This window comes from Lysinibacillus sp. UBA5994 (assembly GCF_002429725.1).
Lineage (GTDB): Bacteria > Bacillota > Bacilli > Bacillales_A > Planococcaceae > Lysinibacillus > Lysinibacillus capsici.
This window is the reverse complement of sequence record NZ_DJAU01000031.1, coordinates 78901-97390: the sequence shown is the minus strand read 5'-3', so window position 1 is coordinate 97390 and position 18490 is coordinate 78901. Positions and strand designations below refer to the sequence as shown.

Sequence of the window (18490 nt, the reverse complement as noted above, 5' to 3'; positions counted from 1 at the left end):
GTACTTAGACGGAAGTATTTGGTCGACTAATCAAAAAAGATGCATTCGCAAACAGTTGCAAATGCATCTTTTTATTGTGCTTTAATCTGGTCGATTTGTCTCCACATCCAATAAACATTTAGAGAAAATAGTTCGTAAGGTTTGCAGTTCCTCCGCTGTTAGCATACCAAACATATTATTAATGATTTCGCTCACTTGTTGACGAGATTCTTTTAATATGTTTTCACCGTCAGCCGTAATGACTAGTTGAGAAGCACGGCGGTCTGTGGCATGCTGTGTTTTTTCAATAAAGCCACCATTTATCAGCTTGGTTGTTAAAACAGTGACACCACCAGTAGTTACTTTTAACCGCTCAGCAATAGCAGAAGGGCGTTTTGGGCCCTCCTGCGATAAGTAGTCTAAAATTAAAATATGGGATTTTGAAAAGCCGAGTACATTATGATTATTCCACTCGTTTGCCCACTTACGCTCAATAGATGAAACGACTTCAAACAACGAGGTAATGGCTTTTTGTTTTTCTTGGTCCATAGAAGGTCATCTCCAAAACTGTTTTAACTTTCTTGTGCCAATCTTGTCATCGCATTTAATTCGTAAGCACGTACTTTACGTGGGATAAAACGACGGATGTCCATCTCATTGTAACCAACTTGAATACGTTTTTCATCTATTATAATAGGGCTACGCAACATTCTTGGGTGTGCCTGAATGATAGCAAATAGCTCTTGAATAGAAAGTTGGTCGATGTCGATATTTAAGTTTTTAAAGTCATTTGAGTTTGTTGCAATGATTTCATCTGTGCCATCTTCAGTCATACTTAGAATTTCTTTGAATTCTGCAAGTGTAAGTGGGTGAGATGTAATACGTTTTTCTTTATATTCTATGTTGTGATCTTTTAACCATTTAAGTGCTTTTCTGGATGAAGAACAGCTCGCTTGTGAGTAAATTGTAACTGTCATTCTTCATTCCTCGCTTTCTTTTTTAGATTATATTTTACAAATAGCTTATTAGTAAGTTAATAGTTTATATATATATATCTTACTAGTAAGCTATATATAAATCAATAGTTAATTGAAAAAATTTCTCAATCGAATTATTATTTTTTCAGTTATATTAAAATATACGAAGATAAGCGTAAAAAGTTTCGTTTATTCAGCTTACAATGATGTAAGTTTATGTTAACTCTATAGAAAATGTCTTTTTAAGCTATAAAATCCATGTTGAATTAATAGGAACTACTAGAATTCTAAGTTGTCTCGTAGGAGAGAGTTAGTTGGAAGTAGGGGTAAAATTGTTAGTCCACTGATTATAGTATGTTTAAATGAGGCTATTTATACATAGAAGTTAAAAAAATTTAAAAGAGCAGCCCCATAACATGTTGGAGCTGCCCTTGAAATAATTAGTCTTGGCCTTGTTGTCCAGAAGTAAACCAATCTTGAACATTCCAGACTTTTGTTACGAGTCCTTCATAGAAATCAGGTTCGTGACTTACTAGCACAATGGTACCTTTAAATTCTTTCATGGCACGTTTTAATTCATTTTTTGCATCTACATCTAAATGGTTTGTCGGTTCGTCGAAGAGAAGCCAGTTAGCTTCCTCCATCATTAATTTACATAAACGCACTTTAGCTTGCTCGCCACCAGATAAAGAATTAAGCGGACGTGTAATATGGTCAGTTTTTAGGCCAGCTCTTGCTAAAGCTGCACGTACTTGGGCTTGTTCCATAGAAGGGAATGCATTCCAAACATCATCAATTGGCGTGATTTTCTCAGCTTTTACTTCCTGTTCAAAATAGGAAGGATATAGGTAGTCACCACGGACTACTTTCCCACCAAGTGCATTAATTTTACCTAACATTGTTTTTAATAATGTGGATTTACCAACACCATTCATACCGACTAAAGCAATTTTTTCTCCTCGTTCAATCGCAAAAGAAAGTGGAGGAAGTAATGGCTTGTCTTTATCGTAACCAATCACTAAGTTCTCAGCCTCTACAACATAGCGGCTAGATGAACGGGCTTCTTTAAAACCGAATTCTGGTTTTACAGCTGTTTCTGGGCGATCAATTCGCTCTAAACGATCAAGTTGCTTAGCGCGTGATTTTGCACGACCAGTAGTGGAGTAACGAGCCTTGTTTTTGGCTATAAAATCTTCTTGCTTCTTGATGAACTCCTGTTGCTTTTCATAGGCTTCAATATGCTGACGTTTATTGATTTCAGCAAGTTCAAGGAATTTTTCGTATGTTGCAGTATAACGAGTTAATTTAGAAAATTCCAATTGGAAGATGACATCCACTGTTTCGTTCATAAATTCTGTATCATGTGAGATTAGAAGGAAAGCATATGGATAGTTCTTTAAATAAATTTTCAACCAAGTAATATGTTCCTCATCAAGATAGTTCGTCGGCTCATCTAATAAAAGTACTTTTGGCTTTTCTAATAAAAGCTTAGCGAGTAGTACTTTTGTGCGTTGTCCACCAGAAAGAGCAGCTACATCACGTTCTAAGCCAATGGCATCCAAGCCAAGTCCACGTGCCACCTCTTCAATTTTCATATCTAATGAATAAAAATCTCCTGCATCTAATGCATCCTGCACTTCTGCCATTTGTTCTAAAAGTACTTCTAATTCTTCAGGCGTTGCGTCTGCCATCTTGCCTGTAATTTCATTCAGTTCTTCTTCTTTTTTATATAATGGTAAAAAGGCATCGCGTAACACTTCACGCATTGTTCTACCAGCCGTTAGTACGGTATGTTGGTCTAGATAACCATAGTGTGTACCAGGCAGCCACTCAACTTTTCCTGTATCGTGGATCGTTTGACCTGTAATGATGCCCATTAATGTAGACTTACCGACACCATTAGCCCCTACGAGTCCAATATGATCACCCTCCACTAAGCGAAACGATACATCTTTAAAGAGTGTACGATCACCGAAAGAATGACCTAAATTTTCTACTGTTAATATTGCCATATCTGTTCCTCCAACTATCTTTCTTGTTTACATTTTATAGTTCTGCAAGCTGCTTGTTAAGTTCTGCTAATTGAGCTTCCATATTCGCAAGACGTTGCTCTGCCTTAGCTACTTGATCGTTGTGTCCAGTAGACTCCAACTTTTCTATATCACCTTGTAAATTCATATAGTCCATTTTTAACTCTCTAATTTGGTATTCAATATCACTTTTTGTTGGCATGAAGACTACTCCTTTTGAGAATATTTTTATAGTGAATGCGTGTAAAAGCGATGGAGGTTTTAAGAATCCCCCACCGCTTATTCTTTAAAATCAATCGGGTACCTGTTGAATATACTGATGTCCCAACTTCTATAAGAGGAGTTGGAGTGAAAAATTCTTATATATTGTATCATAATCATCTTGGAAGTAGCACTAAGTAGAAGCGATATTATGACGATCATAAGCAAAATCTAAGAGTAATGCTTGGAGTGTTTCATTATTACCAGCAAGATTGAGCTGTCGCTGTTTTCTCACTGCTCGTTCACTGCGAGCTTCGTGTAAAAGAAATTCCATGACAGCATTTTGGATTTGTGATTGCTTCATTTTACGACCAAGTCCTAGATGGATAAAGCCATTATGCTCACGAGGAAAAGCATGTAAAAGCTCAGCTTCAGTTTGCGCAAGTGTAATGCATGGCACGCCATAAGAGGCAATTTTATAAGGTGTATAGTTAGCATTACAAATAATGACATCTGCTTTAGGTAGTAGTTTGAGGAGTGCATCTTTATCTCGAAGAATAGCAGTATTGCGACGACTAAGTACCATCATTTGCAAGTCATCCGTTGCATGGCGATAGCTGTCGTCAATCATAACTGTAATTTGTAGTGGTATTTGTAGTTGAGTTAGGTGTCGAAGTGTTCGATACGTTAAATTATGCTCGTCCCCGTCCTCAAAAGCGACAACGATATGAGGCGGATTTTCAGGTGTTTTACTATCAGGTATATTATCGAAATGTTGATAGGCATCTGGAAGAGCAAAAACAAAGCTTCCACCAATATAATGCGATGGTAAATAATCTTTCACTTCTTGATAGAGTGCTAGTAATACACAATCACAGGCTTGGCCACCTTCACCAAAATCATCAAAATGAATAATTGTTTTGCAGAAAGGTCGTAATTCCTCTACTTGCCAGCCTTCAGAATTTCGCCCATCTCTAACAATTAAATCAGGTTGAAGTCCTTTGATTTGCTTAGGTAATTCGTTAAAGTGATCAAATAGAATAGGCGTAACTCCTTCATTCATTAAAATTTGAATTCCGTCATTTGAAGGAGTCTTTACAAAGATAAAAACCTTCTCATTCGAAAGTAGTTTAGCTAATGTTGAAACCCGTTCAAAAGGATACAGCCCTTTATCAATACAGCTTTCAATAATGAAAACAATCGTTTTTTTTGGTTCAATTGCGTGTGTTTCGTTTTGCAAATGTATCCCATCCTTTCCTCTGTCTCTTTAAATTATGGCGAAGAAAGAGCAAGTATGTGTAAAATTTAGGATTTGATCATGATTGTCTCTAGCGGTATCTTCTAAAATAGCTATCTTTAATCAGTTTTAAACATCAAAAAAATGGTCGATATATATAGTAAGGCGAATTGTAGGAATATACATAACAATTGGAAGTTCTTTATCTTGGTTCGAAAAATCCCTCTACAAATGGAGATGATGGGATGTTTTTTAAATCCGATGTGTCAAGATAAGCGTAATTGATATACTATCAATAAGTAGAAGGACGGGAGAAAAAATGAGTATGCGTGCAGCGATTGTTGTAGGGGCGACTGGTTTAACCGGCTCCGCTCTAGTTGAACAATTATGTGAACATGATGAGTATATTTCAGTAACAGTTATTGCACGAAGAAAGCTAACTTATACGCATCCAAAGTTAGAAGTGAAAATTCGTGATTTTGATAGAATAGAAGAAAACGATATAGGATTTGCTCATGAATTGTATTGTTGCTTAGGTACAACCAATAAAAAGGCAGGCTCTCGTGAAATGTTTGAAAAGGTAGATTTTGAATACCCGTTAGCAATTGCCTCTTTAGCAAAAAAACGGGGAATCCCTCATTTTCTTGTGATTACTGCAATGGGAGCTAATGAAAATTCTCCATTTTACTATAATCGAGTTAAAGGTAAACTTGAGCGTGATTTAGAGGAACTAGGCTTACAAAGGCTTTCCATTATTCGCCCATCACTCTTAGTAGGGAACCGTGATGAATTTCGATTAGGAGAAAAGGCAGGAGAAAAATTATTAAAGCTTGCACAGCCTTTATTAATTGGACCTTTAAAACGTTCTAGAGCAATTGAAGCCACACAAGTGGCAAAGGCTATGATTATCATTGCCCTATATGGTAAACAACAGCCAGTCACTATTTATCCATCAGATGAGTTAGCAACATTAGAGTATCCGGAAGTACCAGAAGAGGACATTTCAAGAGAGATATTATTTAATTGGGATAAGCTGAATGAAGGCGAGAAAGTTAATCGTGAGGTTGTCATTAATCGAGATAAATATAAGCTTGAGGAAACGGTCATTGATAAGGAAGTCCATTTCCAACAACGTGATCAGGATAATTAATTTAGGGATTAAATTTGTCGTTCCGTCTAAAGACTGAATTTATATCAATTGTCATGACAATCCTTTCCGAGCCACTTTTCATTTGTTACAATATTATTGTAGAAGATGAATGTGGAGGCAAAGTAAAGATGAAAATTTTACTCGTAGATGGCACGATGTTTGGTCGTAAAACTGGTGCTATTTTAGAGCAAGTAGAGCAATATATTAAAGAATTAGATGCTAGTTTCGAGTTAGAAATGATGCATTTTAGTCAATATAAGCATCAAATTGTGGATGGTTCTCCATTAAATGATGATATGAAAAAAATGATTCAACAATTTGAGGAGGCAGACGCTTACATTATTGCAACGCCTATTTTCCAAGCGTCTATTCCAGGCGTTTTGAAAAATGCCTTTGACTTCTTACACCCTAAAACAATGCGCTATAAGCCCGTATCCATTGTTGCAAATGGAGGCACATATCAGCATCACCTTGTAGTCGAAAATCAGCTAAAACCTATTTTAGACTACTTCCGAGCGCTTGTTACGCCAAATTATGTGTATACACATACATCACATTTCGATGCAAATAATACTATTGTAGATGCAGACGTTCATAGTCGTTTACGTGAATTAGCTCGTGTATTTGTTCAATACTGTGAAATGAGCAAGAACTTGCCCAAAGAAACAATTGACCAACATTAAGATAGCCCTTGTACGGTGGTAAGAAATCACTGTGCAGGGGATTTTTCTTTGTAAGTATTGTTTTAGTATGTGATAAAATAAAACTTTAGTGACTCAGGAAGGAGGGCTGCTCATGCAGGACATCGCTTTACTAGAAAAACAACGCTGTAATCTTATTTTGACCAATAAGGCGAAGGAAGCGGTAGAGGAATGCTCAGCAAACGAGCATGCCTTTTTTGCGTTACAAAGATCTTTTACTGTCTATATTGAAAAACGAAAAGCAAAAACAGTTGGTGAAACCTTTTTATCCATCTATTTTAATGCGGAGGACAATGAAAAATTAATCGATATTCTTACTGAGAAAACGGTTATTATGGATTGTGTGCTAAAGGTGGAAGGATTGCTGGCAACCAATATTCGATTTGTCCATATGCGTGGACCTATTAACACAAATCGTCGCTTAGCAGCCGCATTACAATTTGTGACGAAGCCTAATAATGGAGCAGGTATTCCACTTGAGCTTCACACCAAAATAAGACAGCTACCGATTGCAGAGGAACGTACAGAGTATGTAAAAAAACGTATAGCCAGCTGGGAAGGCTATTTAAAAATACAAGAACGAGATGCAACCATTGATGATATTCATACAGAATTTAAACAAAGCTATTTCAATGAAGACTTTACACGCTTAACCATTGTATGTCCCTACATAAAGAGTAAAGAATGGAAAAAGCTAGAGGGGTTAAGTGTTAGCATTCAAGGAATTCGAGGCGAGATAGGACAGGTTATTAAGGCTAATGCAGGAAAGCAAACGGTAGAAATTGATGTAAAGCCTTTTATACAGGATTTGGCTCGCAAGGACCAGCTGAATCTTCGTTCCAAACAAGCGAGCTTTAGTAATTTTGCAACATTAAGCCAAATTCGACGACTACGTAATGGTTTTACAAAGCTAGAAAAGGGTGAGGCAGTAAACCCTAATTTAGAAACCATACTGTTTGAGCGGCGTCCTGTAGTTCGGGCATCTAAGCTACGCGAAGATATTGAGTTTCATAATAATTTAAATGAATATCAACGACGAGCCGTTTTAGGTGCACTATCTGTTGAGGATTTGTATGTCATTCAGGGTCCACCTGGTACGGGGAAAACAACTGTCATTTCAGAGATTTGTCAGCAAAATGTTAAAGCAGGCTTAAAAACACTTGTTGCCTCACAGTCTAATTTAGCTGTAGATAATGCATTAGGACGCTTACTGTCCAATCAAGAAATTCGAATTTTACGCTATGGTAGAACGGAAAGTATTGAGGAAGAGGGTAAAAAATTCATAGAGGAAAATGTTGCGCTTCAATGGCGTGAGCAGACACTTGCTGCGATTGAAGAAGCAATTACAATATTTCCAGAACGTCAGCAAGAGCTAGAAGCAAACCTTGTAAAAGCAAAAGATGAGCTAGAGAAATTAGAGCAATGGCTAGAGCAATTAACACAGGAAATTGCTGCAAAAGAGCAGGCAGCTATGGAAGAACCCATTTTACAGCAAGAGATTCAAGCATTAAAAAAAGAATTGAAGGCTGCTAAAACAGAGCAACAAACATGTGAGACTCAAAAAGAGCATTATGAAAAACAGCTCGCACAAATTGAGCCAATTGTACAGCAGCTTGAACAGACACTTGCTGATTACCCTTCAGTCGAGCAACTACAGCGTACGATTGAGGAAACTACTGAAAAAGTGAAACATCTAGAGGCTGCTGCTCAATATAAAGAACTACAAGAACAAAAGCACCAGTTAACACAGCAATTTGAAGAGATACAGCAGAAATATGAAATCGAAAGTAATCGTCTAGTAATCATGAAGGAAGCGCAAAAATATATATACACCTTAACCTCATTTGAGCTTATTCAGCGTTTTTTACAACATTATCAAATTCGCCCTTCTCATGTACTTTCGCAACAAATAGGTCGCTTGCAGCATTTAGAGGATGCGAAAGATTTAGAGGCATGGTCAACGATTAATGCTCGTTTACAAAAAGCAATTGTGAAGCTAGAGGCTTTGGTTACGCATGAAGTCAAGGAGCGTGCCCTTGCTAAAAGTAGACTACAACCAGTACAATCGTTTTCTTTGCAAAACCTTACTGGTGTATTTGCACAATTAAACACGGCTTTTCAAGATGGTCAAGCACCAGCAAGTGATGTTATTGAAAGTTATTTGCTCGGGCTATATATGCGTCGTGATTTTGTTTGGCAAAAGGGAATAGCACTAAAGCAACAGCAAGAGCATAAAGATCAGGAATACGAAACTTTTCGTAAAAATCTAGTAACTTTAATTCATCAGGAGTGTGCAATAACTAGCTTCGATGTGCAAAGTTACCAGCGGCAGCTCCAACCATTTATACAGCATACTGAGCGGTTACAACAATTAGCAAACGCCTTTCAAATTACTGAAGAACCAGAAGAATCTGTAGAATATTTAAAAATTCTTGCCTCACAAGCTAGAGAGTCTCTTCTACAAGCAAAGCAGCAACTGGAGGCAGTGGAACAGGCTAAAGTACAACTCATTCCTAAACAAGCCTCTTTACAGACTGTCCAAACAAACTTGCAGGAAGTAGAACAGCAGCTAACGCTTATAGAAGAACAAATAAAAGATATTAATATAGCAGGATTGAAGAAAGAAAAGCAACTAGCTACCTATACAAAGCTCTTACAATCTATGCCAGAACGAACGGCTGAAGAGGTGAAGGAAGCTATTCAAACTGCAAAGCAAGCAATCGAAGCATTCCAACGTCAGGAAAAACAGCTGCCTCTTCACAAAAAACTACAAGAACAATGGCGTGAAAAATTACAAAACGCAACAGAGTATGATTTAGATGAAATTCGAAAATTGTATGTGCGTCATGCGAACGTTATTGGTACAACATGCGTAGCTTCTGCCAGTAAGGAGTTTATGGAAAATTATCCGACCTTTGATGTGGTTATTATTGATGAAGTTTCAAAGGCAACACCACCAGAATTGCTCTTACCAATGCTAAAGGGGAAGAAAGTTATTTTAGTAGGTGATCATCATCAGCTACCACCATTACTTGGGGATGATACGCTGGAGGAAACATTAAAGGCAATGCTAGAAGAAAATCCAAACTTTGAAGGCGCACAGGAATTAAAAAATCTGTTGCGTGAATCATTATTTGAGCGTTTATTTAATAATTTGCCACCAACACATAAGCAAATGCTAGCATTGCAATACCGCATGCATGAGAAAATCATGCAAAGTATCACACCGTTTTATGCGGAAGAAGAAAATGGCTTGCAATGTGGCTTACCAGATTCGGATGCAGCAAGAGATCATGGCTTAGAAGGGCAGTTTATAAAACGTGATGACCATTTACTGTGGATTGATATTCCAACAGAAAAACCTTATTTAGAGGAGCAAGTAAAAGGGGGAACGAGTCGTTTTAATGAAGGAGAATTGCTCACAATTAGACGTATTTTACTAGATCTCAATGAAGCTGTGAAGGCAGCAAAAGAAGCAGGCCGTATGCCGCAGGATGCTCAAAAAAGCGTTGGTGTCATCAGTTTCTATGGTGAGCAGGTAAAGAAAATTAATCGCCTTCTTCAGCAAGAATTACAGCTACCACATCTGCAATTTAGAACAGGGACTGTTGATAAATTCCAAGGGATGGAAATGGATGTCATTTTAGTGAGCATGGTTCGTAATACACCTAAAGGCGGGGATATTGGCTTTGCCAGAGATTATCGTCGATTAAATGTCGCGCTATCTCGTGCCCGTGAGTTACTACTGCTTGTTGGAAGTGCAGAAATGTTTGCAAAACGTGCAAAACATCAAGAGACAAGAGAGATGTATGCGAATTTGTTAAAAACAGTAAAATCCTACGATGGCTTACGTAATCATGAAGGATTGGTGATATAGATTGTCAAAATTACAACAACGACTAATGCGTGAGCTTCAGCAGAATCGTAATATTAAGATTGTCAAAACGGCTGAATGGTGTATTCCCATTCGAACAGTTGATGTGACCTATGAGCCTGTTCGTCGTTCAACAATGGATGTCTTAATGACAATGCTTCTGCTTAGTATTCAAGAGGCGGATTTTAGCAACGCACAGGAATTGAGCGAGTTATTGCTTGTAGACCCGTTATTTATTGAAGACTTGGTTTCTTTAATGATTCGAGTAAACCTTGTGAGGAATGAAGATGATTTCTATAGGCTAACTGAAAAAGGACAGAGGCAGCTAGAAAGAGGTATTTTTGAAGAAGAACTAGAGGAAGAAACCTCCACGCTTTACTTTAGTCCTTGCCATCAATCGTTTCTCACTATCGATACGAGGAATGATGAATATGATGAATTGCCAGAGCTTTATCGTTATATTGACAAAGAGGCAGAACAACAGGAACAATTTGAGGAGTCCATGGTGATTGCAGCTTTGCAGAAAGCGGATGAAGAAGAGGAAGGTAGCTCTCAGAAAGTCATCGCAAAAATTGTTCAAACAGAAGCTCAACAAATTAATGATAGCCCATGTTTAGAGTTTGTTCTTTATGATAAGGAACAGGATATAGTATTTGTACGAGTATGGAATACATTACTCAATCAATGGGATCATCATTTAGAGCAACAGCTTACAGACAAAGAACAATTAACATGGCGTGAGCAATATTTATCTTGATTCAATAGGATTTCAATTGCTAGAAAAAACGAACGTAAATCGCGTTCGTTTTTTTGTTTTACATTATAAATTTACAGAGTTAGGTGATAATCGAAAAATTTTTTCGATAAAATACTACATTAGCATAAATTAAACCATTGCTAAGGAGGGGACAGATGTTAACGATTAGTTTATGTATGATTGTTAGAAATGCACAATGTACGATTGAAAGATGCTTAGATTCGGTTCAGCACCTCGTGGATGAGATTAATATTATTGATACTGGTTCAACTGATCGTACAAAAGAGATTGTTCAAAATTTTACCTCTCGAATTTATGACTTTTCCTGGTGTAATCATTTTGCCAAAGCACGAAATTTTTCCTTTCAGCAGGCAACAAAAGACTATATTTTATGGCTTGATGCTGATGATATTATGACAAAGGAAAATCAGCACAAGTTCAGCCAACTAAAGCAAACATTATTTCCTTCTATTGATGCTGTAACAATGGATTATTATTTGACGCTTGATTGTGATGGGGAAGTGGAGTGTAGTGAACGAAAGTTTCGTCTAGTAAAAAGGGCGAATCATTTTCAATGGGAGGGTGCTGTTCATGAGAATTTAAAGGTGTCAGGGCAGCTCTTTCATAGTGATATAGCTGTCACACATTTACCGTTAACGAAAGATATTCATCGCAATATAAATATTTATGAGGGATTAATAAAGAATGGACATTCTCTTTCAGCAATTGAGAAATTTCATTATGCCAATGAACTAAAATTGCATCACCGTTACCTAGAAGCTATTAATCAATACAACCTATTTTTGGATAGCAACTTAGGCACTACAGATAATCGCATTGAGGCTTGTTTACATGTAGGGGAATGCTATCGACGTTTACATGATGATCAACAAGCACAGCAAGCTGTTTTGCAATCTTTCTTATATGATCGACCAAAGCCAGAAGCATGTTGCCGAATGGGCCAATTTTTTATGGAGCAATTAAAACATAAAGAGGCTATTTACTGGTACTCTCAAGCCTTGCAACAAGCTCCTGCCGATACAATGACTATCCAAAAGCGTGCTTATTCAACATGGATTCCTCATTTACAATTAAGCCTTTTATACAGGGAGTTACGGTTATTTGAAAATGCCTATCAGCATAATCTAGAGGCACAAAAATGGAAACCGAATCATCAGGAAATAATCAATAATGGGAAATATTTACTTAGTCAATTAAAGATATAAATCTTTCTTATGGAAAAGGTACATCAATAAACAAGACATAAATAGCTTGGCCAATTAACACAGAGACACCTACAACAACCGTCATAAAAATTACATTACGTGGCCTAAAATTTTTTGCTTCCATTAAAAACCTCCCTCGATATAGAATATTCAGTCAATTCAAGATATGTTTAGATGGGGTGAGTATGCATAATAAAAGAGCAAATTCACATTTAGAGTGAATTTGCCCTTTTAATTAATCCAACTTTAACCCCTTCAATGCTTCAGCAAGTGCATTGTTCACAGGCTCCTCATTGTTTTGCTGCTTTAAGTACTTTTGTACGGAGCGCTTGTCGACCTTGCCTCCGCCTTCTTTTTTGCGTCTTGCTTCAAAGGCAGATAATTTTTCACGATAGCCACATTTACAAACGAAAATTTGACCATCACCTTCTCCGCGAAGCTCTAATTTTTTATGACATTGTGGACAACGTGCATTTGTGGTACGTGAGACATTTTTACGATGACCACATTCGCGATCTTGGCAGACAAGCATTTTTCCTTTCTTGCCATTCACTTCAAGCATTGGTTTACCGCAATCAGGACATGATTTGGTAGAGATATTATCATGCTTATACTTTTTGTCACTACCCTTAATCTCTGTAACAATTTCCTGAGTGTAATTTTTCATCTCGCTAATAAATACATCTTTTTTTAGCTTGCCCTTTGCAATAAGCTCAAGCTTTTGCTCCCAATCTGCTGTCAGGGCAGGGGATTTTAATTCCTCAGGCACTAGGTCGAGTAGTTGACGACCTTTAGAGGTAATATAAATATCTTTGCCACCACGCTTTTCTATTAAGAATGAATTGAAAAGCTTTTCAATAATATCTGCACGTGTAGCGACTGTGCCAAGACCACCCGTAGATTTTAATGTGTCGGCTAATTTTTTATCATTCGTTACCATATATTTTGTTGGGTTTTCCATGGCTGATAAAAGAGTAGCTTCATTAAATCGAGCAGGTGGCTTTGTTTGACCAGAAGTTTGGGCAATAAGCTTTACTTTTAACATATCGCCCTTATCAATGCGTGGTAGTATTTGTTCCTTTACGTCATCTGCTGTGTCCTCATCATCAAAGCGATGCTCATAAACTTCCTTCCAGCCAGATGATAAAATCGTTTTTCCACGAGCAATAAAGCTTTCATCGCCAATTTTTGCACGCAGTGTTAGTTGTTCATATTCAAAAGCAGGCAGTAGAACAGCTAGGAAACGCTTTACAACAAGATCATAAATTTTACGTTCCTTATCTGTGAAAGCTGAATAATTTACATAGCCCTCTGTTGGAATAATCGCATGATGATCTGATACTTTACTATCATCGACAAAGGCCTTTGTTGGCTTGATTGGTTTAGTAAGCAGTTTATTGGCGATGGAGCGATATTCACCAATACCACAGGCCTTTAAGCGTTCTGGTAGTGTAGCAACGATATCCTGTGAAATAAAGCGAGAATCCGTACGTGGATAAGTTAACACTTTATGTTGCTCATAGAGTTTTTGCATGATATTCAATGTTTCTTTCGCTGAGTAGCCGAAGATTTTATTGGCATCTCGCTGCAATTCAGTTAAATCATAAAGACCAGGTGCAAATGATTTTTTAGGTTTCTTTTCAATGTCCGCAACGATGGCATTGTTATTTCCTATTTTTTTCACCAGTGTATTGATTTTATCTTTATCAAAGCTACGACTATTACCATTTTGGTCTTGCCATGTAAGCTTTAAGTTATCAGTTGTTTGCGCTTCAATACCATAATAAGTTTGTGCCTTAAAGTTTTTAATTTCATCTTCACGTGCGGCAATTATTGCTACTGTTGGTGTTTGTACACGTCCGCAATTCAACTGTGCGTTAAAGCGGGTAGTTAAAGCACGAGTAGCATTAAGCCCGATATACCAATCTGCCTCTGAGCGAGCTACAGCAGAGGCATAGAGATTATCATATGCATTGCCTGGCTTTAGATTGGCAAACCCATCTTTTATTGCCTTATCTGTAACAGAGGAAATCCATAAGCGTTTCAAAGGCTTTTTAATTTTCACTTTATCAAGTATCCAGCGTGCTACTAATTCACCTTCACGTCCAGCATCTGTAGCAATGATGATTTCATTAACATCATTACGTGTAAGCTGACTTTTGACCGCATTAAATTGCTTTCCAGTTTGCTTTATAACCGTTAATTTTAAGCGTTCAGGTAACATGGGGAGATCTTCAAGATTCCATGTTTTATATTTCACATCATAGCTTTCTGGGTCAGCCAGTGTTACAAGATGTCCAAGCGCCCAAGTCACAATATATTTATCTCCTTCAAGGAAGCCATTTCCTTTTTTATTACACTTCAGCACACGTGCAATATCACGTGCTACAGAAGGTTTTTCAGCAATTACTATGCTCTTTGCCATTGTTAACACCCTTTCATAGTTCCATGGTTTTAAATATAGCATAGGTTGAGTGGGTTCGCAGTTTAACTGCAATGTAAAATGCATTTAGTAGGCAAAGAAAAGAAAGGGAAGAAAATTTGTCATGAAAAGCAAAAAAACTTCATAAGGTGTATATGTGATTTTAGCTTTTTAATTTCTGTTCTATGTAAAATTTTTGCTCGTAATTTTGCGAAAAATCTATTTTGTTGCTAGACACCAAATTTTGAGAATGCTATATTTATGTTGTCATAGTATTTTTATAATTAGGAAAAAATAGAATACTTTATGGGTTTAATGGTTTTTCCTGATTATAAGGAGTGATGAAGTATAGAGCTAGATGAAGGATGATAGGGCCTATGGTAAAGAAAACGTTAAAACAAAGAATTGTAGACGCTTCAGTTGAATTGTTTCAACAAGATGGTTATCACAATGTAACCGTGGATCGTATTGTGGAATATATTGGGGCATCAAAGGGTGGATTTTATCATAATTTTAAATCAAAAGATGAACTGTTGTATGAAATTCATGATGTCTTTATTTCATATGTCATTCAACAATCGCAAGCTGCATATGACAAATTCGATACACCTATCACACGTTTGTGTGCCATGCTGCAAACACTGACACAAGTATTTGATATGTATCAAGCACATATTACGATTTTTTATGAAGAAAGTCGTTCACTCTCAGATGAATATAGTGACATCATCCATAAAAAGCGAGATCACTATCGTGATATTTTACAAAGAGTGATAGCAGAGGGTCAGGAAGCAAAGGTTTTTCGTACCGAATTACCTTGTACAATTGTAACAATGGCAATTGTCGGGATGATTAACTGGACGTACAAATGGTTTAAGCAATCAGGACCATTAACGATGGAGCAAATCACAGATGTTTTTACCGATATGGTATTACGGGCAATTGTGACAGAGCAAGCCATGGGAGAAGCGAAGCAATTTATAATAAAGGGGTAGCCAGTAGGAAACACTGGTTTTATTATTTGTTTTTACAAACCGACTAGTCGGTATTTCACTGTAAGCAATTGTTCTTGAGCTACATCTACTATGGCAAATTCAACAATAGGGGGATTAGGGATGAATTTTGAATTAACAAAAGAGCAAGAAATGATTCGAGACATGGTGCGTGATTTTGCTGAGAAGGAGATTAAACCGTATGCTCGTGAGGTTGATGAGACATCAACAATGAGAATAGAGAGCTTTAAGAAAATGGCAGAACTAGGCTTATTGGGTATCCCGTTTCCTGAGGAATATGGTGGATCAGGTGGTGATACGGTGTCCTACGCTTTAGCTGTAGAGGAGATTGGTCGAGCATGTGGGGGCACAGGGTTAAGCTATGCAGCTGCTGTTAGCTTAGGAGCCTCACCAATTTACAACTTCGGCACAGAGGAGCAAAAGCAAGAGTGGCTAGTTCCATTAGCTAAGGGTGAGACATTAGGATCATTCGGTTTAACAGAGCCAAATGCAGGTTCAGATGCAGGGGGCACACGTACTACAGCTGTTATTGATGGTGATGACTACATTATTAATGGAGAGAAATGCTGGATCACTAATGCAGGATATGCTCGACAAATTATTGTAACGGCGGTAACAGGTAAACGTGAGGATGGTAAAAAGATTATTTCTTCTATTATTGTGCCAACAAACACACCAGGCGTAACAATCAACTGTAATTATGACAAAATGGGTGTACGTGGCTCCAATACATGTGAAATTGTGTTAGAAAATGTCCGTGTCCCAAGAACAAATCTATTAGGGGATGAAAAACGTGGCTTTAGCCAGTTTTTAAATACATTGGATGGTGGTCGTATTTCCATCGCTGCTCTTTCTGTTGGAATTGCCCAGGCTGCTTATGAAAAGGCACTAAAATTCGCGAAGGAACGTGAGCAATTTGGTGCACCTATTTCGAAGCTACAAGCGATCCAATTTAAATTAGCGGATATGGCGATGGAAATAGAGCTTGCTCGTACGCTAGTACATAAAGCGGCATGGTTAAAAGATCAAAAGAAGCCATTTGGCAAAGAAGCTGCGATGGCTAAACTATTTGCTTCTGAAATGGGCTTCCGTACATGTAATCAAGCAATCCAAATTCATGGTGGTTCTGGATATATGAAAGAATATGATGTAGAACGTCATTTACGTGACATTAAATTAATGGAAATCGGTGAAGGAACATCTGAAATTCAACGTCTTGTTATTTCTCGTCTAATTGGCTGTTAATCATCATCAGTTAAGTTAAATAGCATAAATAAGGGGGATCTTCATGGCAGAGCTTGTGTATCAAACAATTGGTCAATTGCTAGATGAACAATCAAAAAAGTACCCGCAGAATGAAGCATTAGTCTATGCTGACAGAAATTTACGCATGACTTATGAACAGCTAAATCGTCAAGCACGATACGTAGCGAGAGGTTTAATGGCTCTAGGAATTGAAAAGGGAGACCATATCGCAGTATGGACGACGAATGTTCCTGAGTGGGTACAGCTTCAATTTGGTACAGGGAAGATGGGTGCTCCAATTGTAACGGTAAATACGAATTACCGTGCGAGTGAGTTGGAGTATTTATTGAAGCAATCTGATGCTAAAACGATTTTTTTAATTGAAAATTATCGAGACCATTCTTTTATCAATACACTGCAAGAGTTATGTCCAGAGCTTGAACATTGTGAACCAGGTAATTTGCAATCAAAGCGACTACCTTTATTAAAAAATGTTATTTTAATCGGTGAAACCAAATACCCCGGCGTACTTAATTGGTCAGACGTTTTAACTGCTGCCGAGCAAGTAACCGAGGAACAGTTAGATCAGAGAGAGCAGTCTCTTCATTATGATGATGTCATTAATATTCAATATACTTCTGGTACAACAGGCTTTCCTAAGGGAGTAATGCTAACGCATTTTAACTTAGTCAATAATGCTGTTAACATTGCAGAATGTATGCGTTTAACGGCAGAGGATCGTCTATGTATCCCAGTCCCATTCTTCCATTGCTTTGGTTGTGTCATAGGAACATTAGCCATTACAACAAGTGGTGGAACAATGGTGCCAGTACAGGAGTTCTCACCTGAAGAGGTACTAAGAACCGTTCAACAAGAGAAATGCACTGCATTACATGGCGTGCCAACGATGTTCATTAGTGAACTGAATTTATCGAATTTTGCATCTTTCGATCTTTCAACTTTACGTACAGGAGTCATGGCAGGATCAAACTGTCCAATTGAGGTTATGAAAGCGGTCATTGAGAAGATGGGCATGAAAGATATAACAATATGCTACGGTCAAACAGAATCATCACCTGTTATTACACAGACAAGAACGGATGACCCGCTAGTGTTAAAGGTGGAGACGGTTGGCCGCGCTTTACCTAACCTAGAAGTAAAGATTGTTGTTCCTGGAACTACCGAGGAAGCTCCGACAAATGAACAGGGAGAGCTGTGTACAAGGGGCTATCATGTGATGAAGGGCTATTATAAAAACCAGGAGGAAACAGATCTGGCGATTGACGAGGATGGTTGGTTGCATACAGGTGATTTAGCAACGATGGATGAAGCAGGTTATGTCCGTGTAACAGGTCGTTTAAAGGATATGATTATCCGTGGTGGCGAAAACCTATATCCTCGTGAAATTGAGGAGTTCCTTTATACACATCCGAAAATTTCAGATGTTCAGGTTGCAGGTGTCCCTGATCCTGTTTATGGCGAGGAGGCGGCAGCTTGGATTGTTTTAAAAGAAGGAGAGCAGGCCACAACGGAAGAAATCCGAGATTATTGTCGGGATAAAATTTCAAGACATAAAATTCCACGACATATTTTCTTTATTGATAACTATCCAATGACTGCATCTGGAAAAGTTCAAAAATATAAATTACGAGAAGATTTCGTTATGACCGTAAAGTAA

At 37.7% G+C, this 18490-nt stretch carries 14 protein-coding genes; 8 read left to right on the top strand and 6 right to left on the bottom strand.

The genetic code is table 11. From position 1 onward, the window contains the following. Positions 1–81: 81 nt before the first annotated feature. The 5 genes from B3D98_RS11210 to B3D98_RS11190 all read right to left on the bottom strand — a co-directional run bounded on the left by B3D98_RS11210 (position 82) and on the right by B3D98_RS11190 (position 4427). The gene (locus B3D98_RS11210; RefSeq protein WP_009371643.1) at positions 82–528 is read right to left on the bottom strand and encodes a MarR family winged helix-turn-helix transcriptional regulator; all 447 of its coding nucleotides are present in this window, start codon (positions 526–528) and stop codon (positions 82–84) included. Positions 529–551: 23 nt separating this feature from the next. Beyond that, a complete protein-coding gene (gene spx / locus B3D98_RS11205; RefSeq protein ID WP_004225558.1) occupies positions 552–956 on the bottom strand; it encodes a transcriptional regulator Spx in 405 nt (134 codons plus the stop codon). Positions 957–1396: 440 nt separating this feature from the next. Beyond that, positions 1397–2968, bottom strand: a complete 1572-nt coding sequence (locus tag B3D98_RS11200) for an ABC-F family ATP-binding cassette domain-containing protein (RefSeq protein WP_054549086.1) — start codon at positions 2966–2968, stop codon at positions 1397–1399. 34 nt (positions 2969–3002) lie between these two features. Beyond that, positions 3003–3188, bottom strand: coding sequence for an SE1832 family protein (locus B3D98_RS11195; RefSeq protein WP_004225556.1), 186 nt, complete (start codon positions 3186–3188; stop codon positions 3003–3005). 192 nt (positions 3189–3380) lie between these two features. Beyond that, on the bottom strand, positions 3381–4427 hold the full coding sequence (locus tag B3D98_RS11190; protein ID WP_048393328.1) for a PseG/SpsG family protein: 1047 nt from the start codon (positions 4425–4427) through the stop codon (positions 3381–3383). 316 nt (positions 4428–4743) lie between these two features. Between B3D98_RS11190 and B3D98_RS11185 the strand changes: the two genes are divergently transcribed. The 5 genes from B3D98_RS11185 to B3D98_RS11165 all read left to right on the top strand — a co-directional run bounded on the left by B3D98_RS11185 (position 4744) and on the right by B3D98_RS11165 (position 12132). Continuing rightward, positions 4744–5574, top strand: coding sequence for an oxidoreductase (locus tag B3D98_RS11185; RefSeq protein ID WP_269897408.1), 831 nt, complete (start codon positions 4744–4746; stop codon positions 5572–5574). 128 nt (positions 5575–5702) lie between these two features. Further along, complete coding sequence (locus B3D98_RS11180; protein ID WP_054549088.1) at positions 5703–6257, top strand: NADPH-dependent FMN reductase; 555 nt, start codon at positions 5703–5705, stop codon at positions 6255–6257. Between the two features lie 112 nt (positions 6258–6369). Beyond that, the gene (locus B3D98_RS11175) at positions 6370–10152 is read left to right on the top strand and encodes a DEAD/DEAH box helicase (RefSeq protein ID WP_288583019.1); all 3783 of its coding nucleotides are present in this window, start codon (positions 6370–6372) and stop codon (positions 10150–10152) included. 1 nt (position 10153) lies between these two features. Further along, positions 10154–10906 (top strand): hypothetical protein, encoded by a 753-nt coding sequence (locus B3D98_RS11170; protein ID WP_115674308.1) that lies wholly within the window; start codon positions 10154–10156, stop codon positions 10904–10906. 155 nt (positions 10907–11061) lie between these two features. After that, positions 11062–12132, top strand: a complete 1071-nt coding sequence (locus tag B3D98_RS11165) for a glycosyltransferase family 2 protein (protein WP_054549091.1) — start codon at positions 11062–11064, stop codon at positions 12130–12132. A 235-nt stretch (positions 12133–12367) separates the two neighbouring features. On the opposite strand, the gene B3D98_RS11160 is transcribed toward B3D98_RS11165, so the two are convergent. After that, positions 12368–14557: a DNA topoisomerase III gene (locus tag B3D98_RS11160; protein ID WP_288583016.1), complete on the bottom strand. Its 2190-nt coding sequence runs from the start codon at positions 14555–14557 to the stop codon at positions 12368–12370. Positions 14558–14931: 374 nt separating this feature from the next. Here B3D98_RS11160 and B3D98_RS11155 point away from each other — a divergent pair, with 374 nt between their 5' ends. The 3 genes from B3D98_RS11155 to B3D98_RS11145 all read left to right on the top strand — a co-directional run bounded on the left by B3D98_RS11155 (position 14932) and on the right by B3D98_RS11145 (position 18490). Then, complete coding sequence (locus tag B3D98_RS11155) at positions 14932–15549, top strand: TetR/AcrR family transcriptional regulator (protein WP_036078131.1); 618 nt, start codon at positions 14932–14934, stop codon at positions 15547–15549. 120 nt (positions 15550–15669) lie between these two features. Then, positions 15670–16812, top strand: coding sequence for an acyl-CoA dehydrogenase (locus B3D98_RS11150; protein WP_036078132.1), 1143 nt, complete (start codon positions 15670–15672; stop codon positions 16810–16812). 43 nt (positions 16813–16855) lie between these two features. Beyond that, entirely contained in the window at positions 16856–18490 is a 1635-nt protein-coding gene (locus tag B3D98_RS11145) for an AMP-binding protein (protein WP_048393347.1), read from the top strand.

Bases quoted from the DNA above. Each gene is read 5' to 3' on its own strand.
- B3D98_RS11210 (WP_009371643.1), bottom strand. From the start codon at position 528: ATGGACCAAGAAAAACAAAAAGCCATTACCTCGTTGTTTGAAGTCGTT.
- spx (WP_004225558.1), bottom strand. From the start codon at position 956: ATGACAGTTACAATTTACTCACAAGCGAGCTGTTCTTCATCCAGAAAA.
- B3D98_RS11200 (WP_054549086.1), bottom strand. From the start codon at position 2,968: ATGGCAATATTAACAGTAGAAAATTTAGGTCATTCTTTCGGTGATCGT.
- B3D98_RS11195 (WP_004225556.1), bottom strand. From the start codon at position 3,188: ATGCCAACAAAAAGTGATATTGAATACCAAATTAGAGAGTTAAAAATG.
- B3D98_RS11185 (WP_269897408.1), top strand. From the start codon at position 4,744: ATGAGTATGCGTGCAGCGATTGTTGTAGGGGCGACTGGTTTAACCGGC.
- B3D98_RS11180 (WP_054549088.1), top strand. From the start codon at position 5,703: ATGAAAATTTTACTCGTAGATGGCACGATGTTTGGTCGTAAAACTGGT.
- B3D98_RS11175 (WP_288583019.1), top strand. From the start codon at position 6,370: ATGCAGGACATCGCTTTACTAGAAAAACAACGCTGTAATCTTATTTTG.
- B3D98_RS11165 (WP_054549091.1), top strand. From the start codon at position 11,062: ATGTTAACGATTAGTTTATGTATGATTGTTAGAAATGCACAATGTACG.
- B3D98_RS11160 (WP_288583016.1), bottom strand. From the start codon at position 14,557: ATGGCAAAGAGCATAGTAATTGCTGAAAAACCTTCTGTAGCACGTGAT.
- B3D98_RS11155 (WP_036078131.1), top strand. From the start codon at position 14,932: ATGGTAAAGAAAACGTTAAAACAAAGAATTGTAGACGCTTCAGTTGAA.
- B3D98_RS11150 (WP_036078132.1), top strand. From the start codon at position 15,670: ATGAATTTTGAATTAACAAAAGAGCAAGAAATGATTCGAGACATGGTG.
- B3D98_RS11145 (WP_048393347.1), top strand. From the start codon at position 16,856: ATGGCAGAGCTTGTGTATCAAACAATTGGTCAATTGCTAGATGAACAA.